Below are 16,910 nucleotides of genomic sequence, written 5' to 3' on the forward strand. Positions count from 1 at the left end.
AAAATTCCTAATCAGTTATTGTCCGTCTCCAGAGGGCAAAAACCGTGAGCAGAAAAGGAGTAAAAACCAGAATTAAAGTGTTAAGAGGACTGGGAGCGATCGATAATAAAGGGGCAAGATATTTAATTCCCAGGGAAATCAAAGCCGATATCAAGATTATTTTGATAATAAAGCCGCTCATAGATCAATGTTTAGATGGCATAAGCACTATCTTATCCCTGAAGAGGTTAAAAATTGCTCAAAATGTGGAAATCATACCCCATCAGTTTTATTAATACTAGGGCGAAGGGGCTAGATTTTCTGGGGGAGGTCGGTTCTGAGGGAACGGGAAAGTGTGAGACAATGGAAAGAAAAGGCTTAGTCAATTAACTAGAGATATTCATTGCTAAGTGGGTGGGTGGAATTAAATATAAGATGAACGTAGGTTGGGTTGAAGCATGAAACCCAACACCTGCATGGGTTACGCTACCGCTAACCCATCCTACAAACAATTTTGCCTCCCTACTTAGGACTTAAGACTTAATGGCAAGGATGAATCTTGACAGCAAATAAGATTTACCCTGTCCACCGTCCCTATCGTGCCGCCAATAGTCACCGTGATCACTTTAACTCTTTTACACCCCAGCCAGGCCACGCCCCTACAACATTGGCAATTTGACAATGATCAATCAACCATTCTCATCGGCAGGGCGCTGGATAATCATGTAGTTCTCTATAGTGCTGTGGTTTCGAGGCGGCACTTAGAAATCCGCCATAATAATGATCACGATGATTGGGAATTGGAAAATTTAGGGGCAAATGGGACGTTTCTCAATGGCAAACCGGTCGAGAAAACCGTCGTCGTTGATGGTATGGTGGTTCGTTTAGCCGCCTCCGGCCCGCAAATTCAAATTCGTCTCATCAATGAGGACGAGCAACCAAAATTAATCCTCAAACCCCTAGAGGCTCCTTTGGTGGGCGACCAAACCCAGCCGGAAAAGGATACTATAGCCAGCTAGAAAATATTAAATTTTTATAAAGTTTTTTCAATTTCCTTAACAAAATGTAAAAATAGATACAGAATAAGAAATAAAATCTTCTAACTTGTTGTCCCTAAATAGAGACGACAAGAGAGATTAAAGTCACTTTAAAGCATTGCAGGGAGTCGGTGATATGACGTTAGCCTATCGAGGAGTTAAGTACGAAAGGGATTCTCTCCCCTTGGAGATGAAGACCGGAGATATCGGGGGTAAATACCGAGGTCAAGACTGGAATCACCATTATCCTCGCCATATGCTCCAATTAGAACCGAAACTGCATCGTCAGTATCGTGGAGTTGCCTACAGCACCCGTCCTCATCTTACCGGGCAAGTCATCCCAAGCACTTGTCCGTTGCCTGTTGTCAAACCCCCTGTTGTTGTCCAAGAGGAAACCCTTTCTAGCATCCATCTGAACAATATTCGTCTTCGTCTGGAACGTCGTTTACAAATCGCTCAAGAGAATGGTGACGAAACCCTCGTTAATCTCTTGAAAAAAGAATCCCAAGACTTAGCCTTAAACTGCTAATCTAGCAGTTTTTTTGCCACTTTCCCCTCGGTTCTGCCGGGGGGAATATTTTTGGGACTAAAAATGACACCCAGAGAAATTATCACCCTGGTTAGGAGTTTACAGGCTTTTAATTATATTAGGTCGAGGTCTATTTTAGTTCGGGTTCGGATGGGGGCGTTGTATCATTTCCACAACATTTTTGATACCTTGGATAAAAGTTTGAAAACTACGGGATTTATTTTCAGTTAGGGAAAGATGGGGGGCAATCTGTTTAGAGTGGGTTCCTGCATAATACTCTTTCACTAGCTTTTTTAATTCTTGTTTGGCCGAGTTAAGCAGGTCTGGTTCTCTGTATTTACTTTTATTTTGTTTTTGGCCGAGACTATTTAAATTATACGCCTTGGCCACCGCTGCTAAATCTCCCAGAAACCAAGATTCTAATTCATGGCAAATAATCCGAATTAAGACTTGAGCATCACTGGCATTTTGACAAATTTTCCCTAGTTCTTTTTTGAGTTTTTGACAATCGTGGGAATCCTGATCATGGACAATAATAAATTTGGTATTGGGACTAGATTTCTTGAAAGCTTTGAGTTTTATAGGAATAGATTTGGCTAGGTCTTGTTTACCTTGATGACTAATACATATATAGCTTATTTCTGGGGGAATAAGTTTAGGCAAAAGTTCTTCTAACACATTTTTTATAGATGACTCTTCTAGCAAAAATACGATATCATAGTTCATTAGGGTTCTACTCCTTCAAACCAGCCTTGATTCCAAAGATAGCCGGGTAAATCGCCTTCCGCTACTAAGTTTTTGAGGATTTCGTTATCGGCAGCCCTATGGATTTGGGTGATACCTTGGGATTTAATTAGCCAGAAAATACTAGCTAGTGGAACCGCATTGAGAAAATCGGGAGAGTGGCTAGAAACAAATACCTGACCCCCCTGATCGCTATAGTGGGCGAATTCTTCGGCTAGTTCTTTTAATAAAGTAGGATAAAGTTGGTTTTCTGGTTCTTCGACACAGAGTAGGGGATGAGGATTGGGATCGAATAGTAATATTAAATAAGCGAACATTTTCATAGTCCCGTCAGAAACATAGCGATCAATAAAAGGGTCTTTAAAGGCCTGATCTTGAAAACGTAAAATCAAGCGACCGTCTTCGGTTTCTTTGGCTTCCACAGAAGAAATACCCGGAACTCGTTGTTTCATTTTTTCGAGAATTTGCTGAAAAATTTCGGGATATTGTTGATAAATATATTGAGCAACTGTAGCTATATTGTCGCCAGTGGTGGATAAGTGTTCAGCATAAGATATTTCTTTACTTCCTCTAGCTTCGCTAATATGAAAGTCAGAAACGTGCCAATTTTCAATCAGAGAACGAAAGGCTGTAGCGGCTTTAAAACGTTGAAATTGTCCTAATCCTTTGATTGCTAGTATATCGTTAGATTCTAGCTGTTGTTCTTCTCGATCGAGTTCTTTATCCGGTTTACTAAAATCTTCTTCGTTGGTGATAGCATATCCTTGACCAAGTTGAAAATCTAAAAAATGAAAAGGTTTACCGTGTTCACCCCGTTTATAGCGAAGTATTTCGCGTTTGATAACGGGGCGATTATTGTTTTGTCCAATTATGATTTGATAAGTAACCAGACGTTCTGTATCTAAGATTTTCATGCGAAATTGCAGCTCGATTTCAATATCTTCCTGTTCCTGACCTCTAGTGATAATTTCTCTATAACCGCCGCGAATTTGTAAGGCTTGGCGAATGTTGTTTTTGAGGGCATCTCGCAGAAAACCAAAAATATCAAATAGAGTAGATTTTCCCGTGCCGTTAGCTCCAATAATCACACAAAAAGGGGGAATATCTCTTATGTGTATGTTTTTAAACATACGATAGTTTTTTATTTTAATAGAAACAATTTTCATGATATAATCGAGTCATTATAGTTTTTTTGATTATACGATTGATCAGGTGAAGATAAGTAGGTAGGCGTTAAAAATTATCAGACACCCCCCTTATCAAGGGGGATCCCCCCGCCTATCGGCACCCCCCTTATCAAGGGGGATCCCCCCGCCTATCGGCACCCCCCTTATCAAGGGGGATCCCCCGCCTATCGGCACCCCCCTTATCAAGGGGGATCCCCCCGCCTATCGGCACCCCCCTTATCAAGGGGGGCAGGGGGGATCGAACCTAAAATCCATTTTTAATTTAATTATAACCAGCTACTTAATTGATCAATTAGCTAAAAAAGCCAGAGATTAGGCTCTCTGGGAAATTGGGGGATAAATCAGCTAGAAACTAGAGAGGCAAGCTCAACCGCCTGAGAAAGGGACAAGAAACCAGACTAAACATAAGTTGCCCAAAATAGCGTAAATTGTCTATAAATTTGTTCAACGACTTAAATTAATACAAATGTTCGACTGTATTATCATCGGTGCGGGACCAGCAGGAGCGACGGCGGGTTATCATCTAGCTAAAAAGGGACGAACGATCCTGATCCTCGATAAAGCGAAATTACCCCGTTATAAACCCTGTGGTGGGGGGGTATCCCCGGCAATTAAGCAGTGGTTTGATTTTGACTTTACCCCCGTGATCGAGAATACCGTCACGCAAGTACAGTTTACTTGGAAACAGGGGGATACCGTCACCACTAAGTTAAATATGCTAGAACCGATGTGGATGGTACAAAGGGATCGTTTCGATGATTTTTTAGGTCAACAGGCGATCGCAGTCGGGGCAACCATCCAAGATAACAGCGAAGTTACCCAGATCAAATTCGTCCAAGATCACTGGCAAGTTACCACATCCCAAGGAACATTTTCAGGCAAATATCTGATTGCTGCCGATGGTGTTAGGGGCAATACCAGTCGCTGGTTGGGATTACCAGCGAAAAACGAAGCGATCGGTGCTACTCTCGAAATTACTAACGCAGAAGCGACTATTCCACCCCAAAAAGCTTTTTTTGATTTTGGTTCCCTAAAAAATGGTTATATCTGGGCTTTTCCCAAGTCTAATGGTTACACAATTAGTGGTGCTTGTTTTAAGGGCAGCATCAAATCCGAGGATCTGAAAAAACAACTGTTAAATTATGCCCGTCAAAAGGGCTGGAATTTAGAGGATTATCGCTATGGTGAGTATGCTTTAGCCCTTTGGAACGGAAATCAACCGCTACACGCCCAAAATGCCCTAATTACAGGGGAAGCGGCGGGGATTCTCGATCCGCTCATCGGTGAGGGTATCCGTCCGGCAATTTTGACGGGAGTTAAGGCAGCCGAGGCGATCGATCGAGCTTTAGCCGGAGATAATCAGGCTTTAGCGGGCTATAGTCGGATAATTCGGGAAGAATGGGGTGAAGATATGGCTTTAGCGGCCAAATTGGCTGGTTTATTCTATCAATTTACCCAAATCGCCTATAATGTCGCCGTTAAACGTCCGATCGCCGGTCAACTGATGGGACGGATTCTCGTGGGAGATTTAAAATACCGGGATGTTACGGAACAAGCGATGCAACAATTGAAAAAGCTTTTACTGCCCGGATTCGGTTGGTGATAACACCTCCCGCACCAGGGTGGGGGTGACTCGATCGCTAATGGTGACTTGGCCGATTGCCGTTGGTAAAATAAATCTAACCTTGCCATCTTTAACCTTTTTATCGGCAGTAAGAGCATTAACCATCTCATCGGCATTTAAAGGCGGCATATGGGTTTCTAAGGCCGCTTTTTCGATTAAATCGGTTTGACGTTGATTTTCCCCGGCGGTCCACATTCCCAGTTTAACTGCGATCGCTCCTGCCGCCACCATCCCCAGGGCCACCGCTTCCCCGTGGTTAACGCTAGTATATCCCGTTAAACTTTCAATGCCGTGGGCGATCGTGTGACCATAGTTTAAGATCGCCCGCAAACCCGCTTCTTTTTCGTCTGTGCATACCACATCTGCTTTCGCTTGGCAAGACTTTGTAATAATTGTTTGCAATAGCTCGCCATCGATCTGAGAAAAACTAGCTAAATTGTCCGAGTCTTCTAACTGTTGAAATAACTCGGCATCCCAAATTACACCGTATTTAATCACTTCTGCCATTCCAGCCCGAAATTCTCGCACGGGTAGGCTTTTAAGCACGTTAGGATCGATCAGAACTAATTTCGGTTGATAAAACGCCCCGATCAGATTTTTGCCCTGGGGATGATTAACACCAGTTTTACCCCCGATGGAAGCATCTACCATGGCTAACAGGGTGGTGGGAACCTGGACAAAATTAATGCCCCGTAACCATGTGGCTGCCGCAAATCCCGTCATATCCCCGATCACACCACCACCGAGGGCAACCATAGTCGAGGAACGTTCCAAACGGTGAGCGAGGGCGCTATCATAAACTTCGGCGATCGAATCGAGGGTTTTATAATTTTCGCCGGCGGGGATCAGATGAGTAAAAACGACAAATCCCGCTTTTTCTAGGGAATTAACGGCTGTATGTCCGTAATAGTCAAAAATTTCGGGATTAGAAACCAATAAAACCTTTTTACCTAAGTTTAACTGGCTCATTTCTGCACCGAGATTAGCTAAACTGCCCTTCTCGATCAGAATATTATAGGAGCGATCGGGTAAATTAACGGGAATGCAAATAGCCATAGGGTGTGGGGTGATGTTTCAGTGATCAGTAATCAGTAAACAGTAATCAGTAAACAGTGATCAGTAAACAGTGATCAGTAAACAGTGATCAGTAAACAGTGATCAGTAAACAGTGAAAAGACAGTGGGAAACTGCCATTTAATGCTGCTCACTTAATACATACTGCTCACTGAAAACTTAAATCTGATAACTGATATACTTTAGACGTTCATAATCTGAGATTTATTAAACTTCTGAAATCGTAGAGTCAGCAAGGAATCCAGTTCTTTTTTATGTTTCAGATGGGCATCATTCAGACATTCATAAATAGCTGAAGAAAAGTCAGAAAAGTTCTCATAATATTTACCATATAAACATTTCTTTTTGACCAATTTCCACAGCCTTTCAATTAAATTTAGATTAGGTGAATAAGACGGCAGATAGAGCATCTCTATTGACAAAGAAAGAGCCAATTCTTCAACAATTTTACATTTTTGATAGCGGGCATTATCTAAGACTAGAGTGATGGGAATCATTAGTCCTAAAGCAGCTATTTTTGACCGGAGTTCACAGACTTGAGTTGCCGTAATATAAGTGTCATTCGTAACCAGAATAACTTCATGAGTTATTGCATTTAATGCTCCTAAAACATTGAAGCGTTTACGCCCGCTCGGTGACTTAACAAAAAGTCTCTCAAAACACCAAACAAAACCGAGAAATGCTCCCATGACGAAGTGAGCGGCATCAACAAAAAAAACAGCCCTTTTTCCTTCTTTTGCCTCATTTAGTCTGGGTTCTAGCTTTTTTTCTTTGTAGTCCTCTTGTTCATCTGGGTCAGCTTTACAAGGAAGAGAACCTACTTTTAAACATTTCATTCCCATTGATTTTAAAAATTTTCTCACTTGGGTAGGACTTCGTTTTATTCCCGTCAATTCTTCTATCCTATATACAGCTTCATTTATTGTGGCTGGTGGATTTTTCTCGAAGTATTTTTTGAGGGTTTCTTTTTGAAACTCTAATTCACTTTTAGGGCGATAGAAGTTGATTTCTTTTAATTTTTCTATTCCGCCTTCTTGATAATCGCGAAGATAGGTTAATAAGGTATTTGGCGAGATTCCTGCTAACTGACAAATTTTTTGGTGCGGTATCTTTTGGCTTTTTAACCAGAGAACTTCCATCTTCAGTTGAACCCGGGGATGGGGATGATGAAATCTTTCATAATACAGTGAGTTCTTTTCTTCTTCCGTGAATTCTAGGTTAATCATGTTTTTAATGAGTGCTTTGCTTCTAATTATGACTCTTAAACTATATTATTGTCCTTGAGTAAAAAATGCAAGTTGTAGCCGTGCAAAGTATAACTGATAACTGATAACTGATAACTGATAACTGATAACTGATAACTGATAACTGATAACTGAGTCGGTTATTGACGCAGCTTAGTCAACTCTAAGAGCAGACGACAGGATAAAAAACAGATAAAGCTCTCTCCCAGAAAGAGACTTAATTGCCAAGCGTCAGCGATCAAGTCTGTGGATAATTGTAGGGGAACTAGGCCGCGGACTAGGGCAAAAGCTGCCACTGTACCATCTTTGAGATGGGGATTATCATCGTTGCGGACGACATAACGATAGGTGACACCGAAGAGAAACCCGCTAATTATCGCCCCGGATATCTTGACAAAAGCGCCAATTAATGTGATCGATTCCCCTAAAAATAGTCGATCAACAGTTAAAAATAGCAGATAGGGAACCAGGAAAGCCAGCGCCGAGATACTCCCCACCTGTATGGATTCGATTCTTTCCTTGAGCGTAATTTGCACGATCGCCTCTCTAAAACGGAGTCACTGATGAAGTATTATAAGTTGAGTAGTTATCTTCTAAGTATTTCGTTTAACAAAGGCAATTATGGATATTTTGACACTTGGTTGGGTTAGCATTCTCGCCCTGTTCACTTGGTCGATCGCCATGGTGGTTTGGGGTCGTAACGGTTTCTAGGTAATCTATAGATACCATGGAAACATCTCTGATTCTCAACACTCTCTTTCTAGTCGCCTTAATTCTCCTCGTTATCGTCAGTGGTGGCATTCTCTACCTGACGACTACAGAATGGCGCGATCGCCGTCGTCAAGATGGCGATAAAAAATTAGGAAAATAATCCTGAACAGGTGTACTTAATTACGCCTGTTTTTCCTTTACTATGATTAAAATACTGCACTTATCGGATATTCACATGGGGAGCGGTTTTTCCCATGGACGTTTAAATCCAAAAACGGGATTAAATACTCGTTTAGAGGATTTTATGGGCAGTTTGAGCCTCTGTATCGATCGGGCTATTGCCACCCCTGTGGATCTAGTGCTTTTTGGGGGAGATGCCTTTCCCGATGCCACTCCTCCTCCTTTTGTTCACGAAGCTTTTGCCAGTCAATTCCGTCGTCTTGCCGATGCTAATATCCCAACAGTGTTATTAGTGGGTAATCACGATCAACATTCTCATGGTAATGGCGGTGTCAGTCTCTCCATCTATCGTACCTTAGCGGTGCCGGGGTTTATTGTTGGCGATCGCTTGACCACCCATCGCATCACCACCCGCAACGGCGATATCCAAGTAATTACTTTACCCTGGTTAACCCGCGCCACTCTCTTAACCCGTCCCGAAACCGAGGGTTTATCCTTGAGTGGGGTAAATGAATTGTTAATTAACCGTTTGGAACCGGTTTTAGAAGGAGAAATTCGCCAATTAGATACAAGTTTACCAACAGTTTTATTAGCCCATTTAATGGCCGATCGAGCTAGTTTAGGAGCAGAAAGATTTTTAGCGGTTGGTAAAGGTTTTACCGTACCTTTATCGCTGCTAAATCGTCCACAATTCGAGTACGTTGCCCTCGGTCATGTTCACAAACATCAAAATCTTAATCCTAGCAATGATCCGCCCATTGTCTATCCAGGGAGCATCGATCGAGTGGATTTTAGCGAGGAAAAAGAAGATAAGGGCTATGTTCTAATAGAAGTGGCTAAAGGAGAGGTTAAATGGGAATTTTGTCCTTTACCCGTGCGTCCTTTCCGTTCCATCGAAGTGGATGTTTCTGAGGCAGAAAACCCCCAAAAAGAATTGCTAAAAGCTCTCAAAAAACACGATATTCAGGAAGCAGTTATCCGCTTAGTTTATAAAATTCGCAGTGAACAATTAGAACTAATCAACACCAATCAGCTTGACGAAGCGTTAAAAACTGCCCATAGTTATAGTATTCGGGCTGAGTTAATTAGTCAATTAACCCGTCCCCGTTTACCGGAATTAGGGGTGGGTAATCAATTAGATCCGATGGAAGCGTTAAAAGCTTATATCGATAATAAGAAAGATTTGCGGGATATTGTTGATGATATGTTAGAGGCAGCCCAGCTTTTATTAAATCAACAGCCAGAAATTTGGCTAGAGGAAGAAACCTCGATTTAGTTATCAGTTATCAGTTATCAGTTATCAGTTATCAGTTATCAGTTATCAGTTATCAGTTATCAGTTATCAGTTATCAGTTATCAGTTATCAGTTATCAGTTATCAGTTATCAGTTATCAGTTATCAGTTATCAGTTATCAGTTATCAGTTATCAGTTATCAGTTATCAGTTATCAGTTATCAGTTATCAGTTATCAGTTATCAGTTATCAGTTATCAGTTATCAGTTATCAGTTATCAGTTATCAGTTATCAGTTATCAGTTATCAGTTATCAGTTATCAGTTATCAGTTATCAGTTATCAGTTATCAGTTATCAGTTATCAGTTATCAGTTATCAGTTATCAGTTATCAGTTATCAGTTATCAGTTATCAGTTATCAGTTCACTGAAACAGCTTCCCTATCCCTGTTTAAACCAGCCATGAGTTTATGTCTTAATCCCGATTGTCTATATAACAATGACCCTACAGATAAATTCTGTAAAAAATGTTGCTTTCAATTATTACTAAAAGATCGTTATCGTGCTATAAAATTAATTGGTCAAGGAGGTTTTGGTAAAACTTTTCAAGCAATTGATGAGGATAAACCTTCTAAACCTTATTGTGTGATTAAACAATTTTTTCCTAGCGCTCAAGGCAGTAATGCTCTCAAGAAAGCGGCGGAATTATTTAAAGAAGAAGCGATTAGTTTAGATAATCTCGGTCAACACCCACAAATTCCCTCCCTCTATGCCTATTTTACTGGCAATGATGGGCGACAATATCTTGTGCAAGAATATATTGAGGGAGAAAATCTAGAACAAGAATTACAAAGCGAGGGAGTTTTCAATGAAGAAAAGATCAAACATCTTTTATTAGAAATTTTGCCAATTCTTGATTTTATCCATGCTAAAAGAGTCATTCATCGAGATATTAAACCTGCTAATATAGTTAGGAGACGCAGCGATAATAAAATAATTTTAGTTGATTTCGGTGCCTCTAAATTTATGACCATTGCTAATCTTTCCCTAACAGGAACAGTGATCGGTTCGGCGGGATATATCTCCCCAGAACAAGGCAATGGCAAAGCAATTAATAGCAGTGATTTATATAGTTTGGGAGTCACTTGTATCTATTTATTAACGGGAATATCTCCCTTTGAATTATTCGATGTGAGTGAACATGAATGGGTATGGAGACAGCACCTGATTAATAATCCTGTTAGTGGTGGATTAGGTAAAATTTTAGATAAATTAATTGAATTTGGCACCAAAAAACGTTATCAATCAGCCGGGGAAGTCCTGCAAGAGTTAGCAGTCAAATTAGCCTTCGTGATTCCGCCAAAACCCCGATCACAGAATACAATTCAAGAAACGGTTTTGCCAGTTTTTCCAGCCGCCACCAGGGAGGAAATTAACCTCAAAAGTGCCAAGGAAATTGATTACACTAACCTACGGGATTTCTTAGCGCAAGAAAAATGGCAAGAGGCAGATCAAGAAACGGCTAATCTCTTCTTAAAAGTTGCCGATCGAACTAAAGAAAAATATCTTAAGATAGAAGACATAGATAACTTTCCCTGTGAAGATTTAGCCACTATCAATCAACTCTGGTTAAAATATAGCCAGGGAAAATTCGGTATATCTGTTCAGAAAAGAATCTATGAAAGTTTGGGAGGAAGCAGCAATTATGATCAACAAAAATGGAACGCTTTTGGAACAAAAGTCGGTTGGCGAGTTAATAACAAGTGGTTATACTACGATCAAATTACTTTCTCTCTCAAAGCACCCTGGGGACATCTCCCCACCCTTGTGTGGGGTGTGGGGGGTGGGATAATTCTTTTTTCTCGTCTGGAAACCTGTGCTATGGACAGAATTTCTAGCAAGGGATAAATTGGCTTAAAAACTTTTCTGGAGAATTAAACAATTTCTCCCTTCGCCAGTGCGGATATATTGTAAAGTATCAGTAAGAGAACGCATGAAAAGTAATCCTCGATCGCTTTCCATTTCCAAAGGTGCGAGGGGACGTTGTTGTAGAGAATCAAGTTTTGCTTGCAGATCAAAATATTGACCGTGATCCCATATTCTTATTTCTAGAGAATGGGAATTTAAAGTTAATTCTAGATCGATCGGTGTGGTTGGTGGTAAATGTTGGTGAGCGTAACGGACAGCATTAGTAAATCCTTCGGCTAAAGCCACCTTACACTGCCAAAGCACCGAGTCGGGTAGAAAAGAGCGGCCGTGAGATTCAAACCATTGTAGGACTGGGATTAAAGCTGCCAATTCCGTCCAGACTTGTAGATGGAATTGGAGGGGGAAAGAAGGGGAATTTAAGACTTCAGAAGGCACCACTGTTTTTTTGAAAGAGAATCAAAATTGTTTTAAAAATCAGTTGTAGATCGTAGCCTAAACTCCAATTTTCTTGATAGCGCAAATCTAGTTGAATTACCTCTTCAAAATTACGCACCTGAGAGCGACCATTCACCTGCCATTCTCCCGTCATACCGGGTTTTACATCTAAACGTTGCCATTGGGGAACATCGTAGCGTTCCACCTCATCGGGGGTGGGAGGACGAGTGCCGACAAGACTCATTTCACCGGTGATCACATTCCAAAACTGGGGCAATTCGTCTAAACTGGTGCGACGTAAAAATTTTCCTACCCGGGTAATCCGGGGATCATTTTTATTTTTAAAAAAAGCTCCCTGCGCTTGATTGGGGATTTTATCTTTGAGTGCTTCTGCATCCACACACATGGAACGAAACTTAAGAATCTTAAATTCCTTTCCCAACCAACCGCAGCGGGTTTGACTGAAAAAAATTGGACCGGGACTGTCTAACTTAATAGCGATAGCAATGGGGACAAAAATAACCCCCGTGATTAATAAACCCACGATGCCACCAAGAATGTCAAGACTGCGCTTTAACCAACTGCGAATCGAGGGATGGGTTTCCGGTAGATGGTTTTCAGTGGCAGTAAAGCCATTTTCTTGGGCTGCTAGGGGAGGGTTTGAAAGGTGAATAATTGATCTAGTCCCGTAATCGATAAAACCCCCATCACCGGGGGATGGACGTTAGCCAGCACTAACTCGATATTTTTTTCCCTAGCCGCTTTGAGATTATGCACTAAAGCACCCACACCACTACTATCCATAAATTGAGTGGCATTCAGATCAACAATGAGTTTTTCGGGAGTGGGTGTTTGGGCGATGAGATGGTGAAAGATATCCTTAAACTGTACTGCTTCCAGGACAGTCAAGCGATCCGGCATCCGCAAAACCGGATACTCCATCGGAATGATCAGAAAACGTGTTTCAGGGATTTGGGAAGTCATCGACACAAAGACGTGGTTTGATAGATGAGCAAGGCCTGATGACCTACTTAAATGTTTACTACACTTTTCCGCAAATACCAATGGGTAATGTCAAAGATTACCTGTAATTATCGGCTAACGAATCTCTCCTAGGGGCGGACGGCCTTGGGTTTGGGCTTTCGCTTTGGCTGCACTCTTTCTCAGGGCATCTAAACGGGTCTCATAACGCTTACGCAGACGACGGTTAGGTGTTTGTTCGATTAGGGTTTTAAAGGCACTGCCTAGGCTCTTGTAGGCGTTGGGGAGAGAGTAACCGAAACGAGTGGCCAAGGCGATCGCTTTTTCATCGGCTTCGATCGCTTCTTTGAGAATTTTATCACCGTTATTTTTGCGCCAGAGACGATAACCGGAAATCCCACATAATCCCATAGCCAAAAGCAATAATAACCCGTCCTGTACCCATAATTCCCCCACTGCACCACCTAAGCCAATAGCGAGGGCGGCCATTTCCCAGCCTTCCCGGGGAATACTATCATTTTGAATCCTGGCCACTTCATGCCAAAAGAGCAAATTACGCTGATCAATGGCTAAATTTTCCCATTTGGCTAAATCTATCTGAATTTCTACCTCATCTCTGCCAATTTCTTCACAACGGATCAGGGGGGATTAATCTCTGTGGAACCTTCTACCGTTACCCAACTTTGTAATTCTGGCGGTAGTAGGGTTTTTAGGCGCCGAAGTTCGCTCATTTCGGCTCGTGCAGAGGAGGCCGCATAAGATGTCATAGATTTTTTACCTATTCTCTACCAATGACGATGATTTCTATTTTCGATCATAGCGGTCTTTTTTGTGATCTTGGCAGCTTTGGGCAGTAGGAACTATTTTCAGTGATCAGTGATCAGTGATGGAAGTGGGAAGTGGGAAGTGGGAAGTGGGGAAGTGGGGAAGTGGGGAGAAACAATCCATAACTGGGTTTTTAAAGTTCGATTGGGAGTCAATCATACTAAGTAGGTGGGTGTTAAAAATTGTCAGATCCCCCCCCCTTATTAAGGGGGGATCAAAGACAAAATCTCTCTTCTATTTACTTATTAAATAGACCGTAACTTTTGCTGGCTAATGCTCAAATATATCTTTGTATTGCTGTAAATCTAAAGCGGTAAAAATGGGGATACAACTAAAGCATTTTTGGGCTAATTCCCATCTTTCTTCTCTTTGCAACATCACAATTAGTTTATCTCGCACTGACAGTAAATAGCGCACATCGTTAGCAGCATAACTCAGTTGTTTTGGAGTAAGATTAGCGGCATTTCCCCAATCAGAACTTTGAGCGGTTTTGTCTAATTCTATGCCTTCCAATTCCTGCACGAGACTTTTTAAACCGTGACTGCTGGTATAAGTCCGAGCGAGTTTACTGGCGATTTTGGTGCAGAAAATCGGTTGAGTGGCAATGGCAAAAGTATGGGACAGTTGAGCCACATCAAAACGGGCGAAATGAAAGACTTTTTCTATCCGCTCATCCTCCATGACCTTTTTGAGATTAGGAGCCTCTGTTTGCCCCCTAAAAACGCGAATAGCGGTGACAAAACCACTGGGATCACAGAGTTGAATTAAACACAGTCGATCGCGCCCCGGGATTAATCCCATAGTTTCTGTATCTACAGCGATCGAATTAACCCCTAGATAACGGGATAATAGGTCATCACTTAAATCTCGATCGCACACTTGAAAATTGTCTAAGTTCATATAGTTAGGAGTTAGGAGAGCTTTTTTCAGTTATCAGTTATCAGTTATCAGTTATCAGTAAAAAGACAGCACTGTTAATGCGATTTAATACTCCTTACTTAAGACTGTTCACTGAAAACTCAAATCTGATAACTGACAACTGAAAAGGCTGATAGTTAAAAACTGATAATTAAATTTAAATATTATCATGGTCATTTTGTCAACGCTTTTTAACAAAAAGTTGTGTAAAATAATATTCACCAGCATTATTTTTAGCGATACCGATACCAGTGAGATTATAATCACCAACCATATTTTTTTGATGGCCGGGGCTATTAATCCAACCCTTGACGGCAACGCTAACGGGGTCAGGATATCCCTTCATAAAAGCCAAATTTTCGCCCATTTTTTCTAAAGGGATCATCATTTGTACTGCCTTGACTCTTCCCTCAAAACCATGATGACTAAAAGGAGCCTGTTTATTGGCCATTTTTTGACTAAATAAGCGAGCTTCATGACTAACGCGAGCATCGAGACGTAGGGGCGGTAAATTTTGAGAAATTCGGTAGCGATTAACTTGATAATTAGTATTCTCTTCGAGGGTAATAAAAAAAGATTGATTCCCGATAAGATCGTAGCTAAGAGGATTAGTAGAAACGGGAGCGGATTGACGTTTTAGAAATATTTGAGTAAAGTATAATTTCCCTTGATTATCCGTCGCTACTCCAATCCCAGTACTATCAAAATCTCCCTCCATATTTTCCCGATGACCTTGACTTTTAATCCAGCCATCCACAGCCATCATTACTGGGTCATCATAACCTTGATTAACTGCCAGATTTTCCCCCACCGCTTGATAGGGAACCGAAACGCCAATAGTTTGCGCTCTTTTGTCAAAATCTTGATGACTAAAAGGAACTAAACCCGCAGCCATGCGTTGGCTATGTAATCTTGCCTGTTGAGAAATTGCTCGATTTAACAGTAGGGGAGATAAATTACGAGATTGACGATAGCGATTTACCTGTTGATAGATTTTATTCTCTAAAACAAGTAAAGTTGCCGCATCTAAAGGGGAAGGAGAGGGAGAAGGAGAGGGAGAGGGAGAGAAAGATGATAGGAGTTCCGCAAAAGAGCTATAGTTTAAGGCACTACAGGCCATTAAACTTGTCGAGACAAGCATCAAAATTCCTAACCGATAAGGTTTCTTAAAAAAACTTTTCATCAAAAAAATTGGGTCTGAAACCCCGCCGTTCTAGGTTGGATTTACTGTTAAATACTAGCGCATTTACAGGATATATGCCAGAACGTGAGACATAGAAAAGCTATCGCTACCGATTTTATCCAACACCAGAACAAGAGTCGCTATTGCGGCACACCTTGGACTGTGTAAGATTAGTTGACAATAAAGCTCTCCATGTCAGCACACAGAGAAATCACGGGGAAGGGGTTGGAGTTGGATTTCCCTATTTCCCCATTTTCCCAGTCCTGGTGGCGACCTGTTGACCAGAGGGGGTAAATCTGTTAAGGCAGCTGCGAAACTAGGCAAAGGACAGCAAGCAGAAACCCAAATCGTCAGGTTTGGAAATCACCGTCCGGCCCCAGCGGTGAGATAAGTACCTAAGCAAAATTAATTACACATCTAAGCCACTACTCCGTCAGACTTCTGGTGTGAGGAAACAGTGAACTGAAAACTCAAATCCGATCCCTAATAGCTGTCTCCCGTCTCCTGTCTCCTGTCTCGGAGTCTCCTGTCTCGACTAGGAAATTAATTTTGCACGACTACTTATCAACTTTTTGGTGCCAGGGTCAAGACTTGTTAAGATTGATCAAGCCGCTCGCTCAAATTTACCACTTCTGTGGCTCTCATTTATGGTAATCGACTTTCTGCCCTTCACTATCAATATTTCCCCGGCCTTTATTGCCGGTAGCTGTCTCTGGTCTTTAGCATTGTATCTGGGGTTAGCTGGGGTGCGAAATTGGTTTATAGAAATTTTCTATCGCTGGTTTAATTTTGCCGAGCGTTTCCTCTATACTTCCCTAGAGGAGTTTGAAAAAACTCGCATCGCCAGAGAATCACAAAATGCTTTTTATGCCTCTATCTTTAGTATTATTCCCTTTCTCATTCTCGGGGGTTTCTCCGATTGGTTAATCGAGATTAGTTTAGGAAAAAGTTGGCCGATTAGTGTCGGTATTCTCGCCTGTGTTGCCTCTGGTGTCTATGAATTAGGACGGCAGGATGGCAGCGGTAATCAGTAAACAACGGTCAATTAAGCTGTTAACTATCTCAATTACTCCTTCGGACTGCACCGGAGGGGCAAGTT

18 protein-coding genes and 3 pseudogenes are annotated in these 16,910 nt (G+C 41.6%); 10 read left to right on the top strand and 11 right to left on the bottom strand.

Annotated elements, in window-relative coordinates; genetic code table 11:
- Positions 1 to 7 precede the first annotated feature (7 nt).
- Complete coding sequence (locus VL20_RS31800) at positions 8 to 181, bottom strand: hypothetical protein (protein ID WP_167341553.1); 174 nt, start codon at positions 179 to 181, stop codon at positions 8 to 10.
- 415 nt (positions 182 to 596) lie between these two features.
- Between VL20_RS31800 and VL20_RS17755 the strand changes: the two genes are divergently transcribed.
- Positions 597 to 998, top strand: coding sequence for an FHA domain-containing protein (locus VL20_RS17755; protein ID WP_052278503.1), 402 nt, complete (start codon positions 597 to 599; stop codon positions 996 to 998).
- A 154-nt stretch (positions 999 to 1,152) separates the two neighbouring features.
- Positions 1,153 to 1,545: a DUF4278 domain-containing protein gene (locus VL20_RS17760; protein ID WP_002765208.1), complete on the top strand. Its 393-nt coding sequence runs from the start codon at positions 1,153 to 1,155 to the stop codon at positions 1,543 to 1,545.
- Between the two features lie 135 nt (positions 1,546 to 1,680).
- Here the strand turns inward: VL20_RS17760 and VL20_RS17765 are convergent, their stop codons facing one another.
- On the bottom strand, positions 1,681 to 2,271 hold the full coding sequence (locus VL20_RS17765; protein WP_052277296.1) for a DUF4276 family protein: 591 nt from the start codon (positions 2,269 to 2,271) through the stop codon (positions 1,681 to 1,683).
- Positions 2,271 to 3,455, bottom strand: coding sequence for an AAA family ATPase (locus VL20_RS17770; protein WP_052277297.1), 1,185 nt, complete (start codon positions 3,453 to 3,455; stop codon positions 2,271 to 2,273). The genes VL20_RS17765 and VL20_RS17770 overlap by 1 nt, the downstream gene beginning before the upstream one ends.
- Positions 3,456 to 3,942: 487 nt before the next feature.
- Here VL20_RS17770 and VL20_RS17775 point away from each other — a divergent pair, with 487 nt between their 5' ends.
- Positions 3,943 to 5,079, top strand: a complete 1,137-nt coding sequence (locus tag VL20_RS17775) for a geranylgeranyl reductase family protein (RefSeq protein WP_052277298.1) — start codon at positions 3,943 to 3,945, stop codon at positions 5,077 to 5,079.
- Here VL20_RS17775 and aroB read toward each other — a convergent pair.
- The 3 genes from aroB to VL20_RS17790 form a co-directional block, all read right to left on the bottom strand.
- Positions 5,056 to 6,156, bottom strand: a complete 1,101-nt coding sequence (gene aroB, locus VL20_RS17780; protein ID WP_052277299.1) for a 3-dehydroquinate synthase — start codon at positions 6,154 to 6,156, stop codon at positions 5,056 to 5,058. The genes VL20_RS17775 and aroB overlap by 24 nt on opposite strands.
- Before the next feature lie 200 nt (positions 6,157 to 6,356).
- Positions 6,357 to 7,400 (bottom strand): IS630 family transposase, encoded by a 1,044-nt coding sequence (locus VL20_RS17785; protein ID WP_128575248.1) that lies wholly within the window; start codon positions 7,398 to 7,400, stop codon positions 6,357 to 6,359.
- Between the two features lie 158 nt (positions 7,401 to 7,558).
- Complete coding sequence (locus VL20_RS17790) at positions 7,559 to 7,954, bottom strand: hypothetical protein (RefSeq protein WP_052277300.1); 396 nt, start codon at positions 7,952 to 7,954, stop codon at positions 7,559 to 7,561.
- A gap of 85 nt (positions 7,955 to 8,039) precedes the next feature.
- On the opposite strand from VL20_RS17790, the gene petN reads away from it, so the two are divergent.
- From petN to VL20_RS17805, 5 genes are read left to right on the top strand one after another with little or no spacing between them, the layout of a single operon-like run.
- The gene (gene petN, locus VL20_RS29270; RefSeq protein WP_012265708.1) at positions 8,040 to 8,129 is read left to right on the top strand and encodes a cytochrome b6-f complex subunit PetN; all 90 of its coding nucleotides are present in this window, start codon (positions 8,040 to 8,042) and stop codon (positions 8,127 to 8,129) included.
- Between the two features lie 16 nt (positions 8,130 to 8,145).
- Positions 8,146 to 8,289, top strand: coding sequence for a hypothetical protein (locus tag VL20_RS31805; RefSeq protein ID WP_002736416.1), 144 nt, complete (start codon positions 8,146 to 8,148; stop codon positions 8,287 to 8,289).
- Positions 8,290 to 8,331: 42 nt separating this feature from the next.
- A complete protein-coding gene (gene sbcD, locus VL20_RS17795; protein ID WP_052277301.1) occupies positions 8,332 to 9,585 on the top strand; it encodes an exonuclease subunit SbcD in 1,254 nt (417 codons plus the stop codon).
- A complete protein-coding gene (locus VL20_RS32935) occupies positions 9,558 to 9,971 on the top strand; it encodes a hypothetical protein (RefSeq protein WP_284525840.1) in 414 nt (137 codons plus the stop codon). Before sbcD ends, VL20_RS32935 begins: the two co-directional genes overlap by 28 nt.
- Before the next feature lie 31 nt (positions 9,972 to 10,002).
- The gene (locus VL20_RS17805; protein WP_052277302.1) at positions 10,003 to 11,448 is read left to right on the top strand and encodes a serine/threonine-protein kinase; all 1,446 of its coding nucleotides are present in this window, start codon (positions 10,003 to 10,005) and stop codon (positions 11,446 to 11,448) included.
- Between the two features lie 6 nt (positions 11,449 to 11,454).
- On the opposite strand, the gene VL20_RS17810 is transcribed toward VL20_RS17805, so the two are convergent.
- The 5 genes and pseudogenes from VL20_RS17810 to VL20_RS17835 form a co-directional block, all read right to left on the bottom strand.
- Positions 11,455 to 11,907 carry an ATP-binding protein gene (locus tag VL20_RS17810; RefSeq protein ID WP_002789296.1) on the bottom strand — a complete coding sequence of 151 codons (453 nt, stop codon included), beginning with the start codon at positions 11,905 to 11,907 and terminating at the stop codon, positions 11,455 to 11,457.
- A pseudogene (locus tag VL20_RS17815) lies at positions 11,894 to 12,888 on the bottom strand (anti-sigma factor antagonist). The gene VL20_RS17810 and the pseudogene VL20_RS17815 overlap by 14 nt, the downstream one beginning before the upstream one ends.
- Positions 12,889 to 13,002: 114 nt before the next feature.
- A pseudogene (locus VL20_RS17820) lies at positions 13,003 to 13,652 on the bottom strand (DUF3318 domain-containing protein).
- Between the two features lie 328 nt (positions 13,653 to 13,980).
- Positions 13,981 to 14,610, bottom strand: a complete 630-nt coding sequence (locus VL20_RS17830) for a ribonuclease D (protein WP_004159945.1) — start codon at positions 14,608 to 14,610, stop codon at positions 13,981 to 13,983.
- Positions 14,611 to 14,809: 199 nt separating this feature from the next.
- A complete protein-coding gene (locus tag VL20_RS17835) occupies positions 14,810 to 15,811 on the bottom strand; it encodes a CAP domain-containing protein (RefSeq protein WP_052277304.1) in 1,002 nt (333 codons plus the stop codon).
- A 143-nt stretch (positions 15,812 to 15,954) separates the two neighbouring features.
- Here VL20_RS17835 and VL20_RS33825 point away from each other — a divergent pair.
- Positions 15,955 to 16,050 (top strand): annotated as a pseudogene (locus tag VL20_RS33825) (helix-turn-helix domain-containing protein); the annotation flags it as partial.
- A gap of 408 nt (positions 16,051 to 16,458) precedes the next feature.
- Entirely contained in the window at positions 16,459 to 16,845 is a 387-nt protein-coding gene (locus VL20_RS17840; RefSeq protein WP_002756975.1) for a hypothetical protein, read from the top strand.
- The last annotated feature ends 65 nt before the right edge of the window (positions 16,846 to 16,910 follow it).

Origin of the sequence: Microcystis panniformis FACHB-1757, from assembly GCF_001264245.1 — a bacterium.
Taxonomy (GTDB): domain Bacteria; phylum Cyanobacteriota; class Cyanobacteriia; order Cyanobacteriales; family Microcystaceae; genus Microcystis; species Microcystis panniformis.

Coding starts and splice junctions, on each gene's coding strand:
- VL20_RS31800 (WP_167341553.1), bottom strand. CDS start 181: ATGAGCGGCTTTATTATCAAAATAATCTTGATATCGGCTTTGATTTCC.
- VL20_RS17760 (WP_002765208.1), top strand. CDS start 1,153: ATGACGTTAGCCTATCGAGGAGTTAAGTACGAAAGGGATTCTCTCCCC.
- VL20_RS17765 (WP_052277296.1), bottom strand. CDS start 2,271: ATGAACTATGATATCGTATTTTTGCTAGAAGAGTCATCTATAAAAAAT.
- VL20_RS17770 (WP_052277297.1), bottom strand. CDS start 3,455: ATGAAAATTGTTTCTATTAAAATAAAAAACTATCGTATGTTTAAAAAC.
- VL20_RS17775 (WP_052277298.1), top strand. CDS start 3,943: ATGTTCGACTGTATTATCATCGGTGCGGGACCAGCAGGAGCGACGGCG.
- aroB (WP_052277299.1), bottom strand. CDS start 6,156: ATGGCTATTTGCATTCCCGTTAATTTACCCGATCGCTCCTATAATATT.
- VL20_RS17785 (WP_128575248.1), bottom strand. CDS start 7,400: ATGATTAACCTAGAATTCACGGAAGAAGAAAAGAACTCACTGTATTAT.
- petN (WP_012265708.1), top strand. CDS start 8,040: ATGGATATTTTGACACTTGGTTGGGTTAGCATTCTCGCCCTGTTCACT.
- VL20_RS31805 (WP_002736416.1), top strand. CDS start 8,146: ATGGAAACATCTCTGATTCTCAACACTCTCTTTCTAGTCGCCTTAATT.
- sbcD (WP_052277301.1), top strand. CDS start 8,332: ATGATTAAAATACTGCACTTATCGGATATTCACATGGGGAGCGGTTTT.
- VL20_RS17805 (WP_052277302.1), top strand. CDS start 10,003: ATGAGTTTATGTCTTAATCCCGATTGTCTATATAACAATGACCCTACA.
- VL20_RS17830 (WP_004159945.1), bottom strand. CDS start 14,610: ATGAACTTAGACAATTTTCAAGTGTGCGATCGAGATTTAAGTGATGAC.
- VL20_RS17835 (WP_052277304.1), bottom strand. CDS start 15,811: ATGAAAAGTTTTTTTAAGAAACCTTATCGGTTAGGAATTTTGATGCTT.
- VL20_RS17840 (WP_002756975.1), top strand. CDS start 16,459: ATGGTAATCGACTTTCTGCCCTTCACTATCAATATTTCCCCGGCCTTT.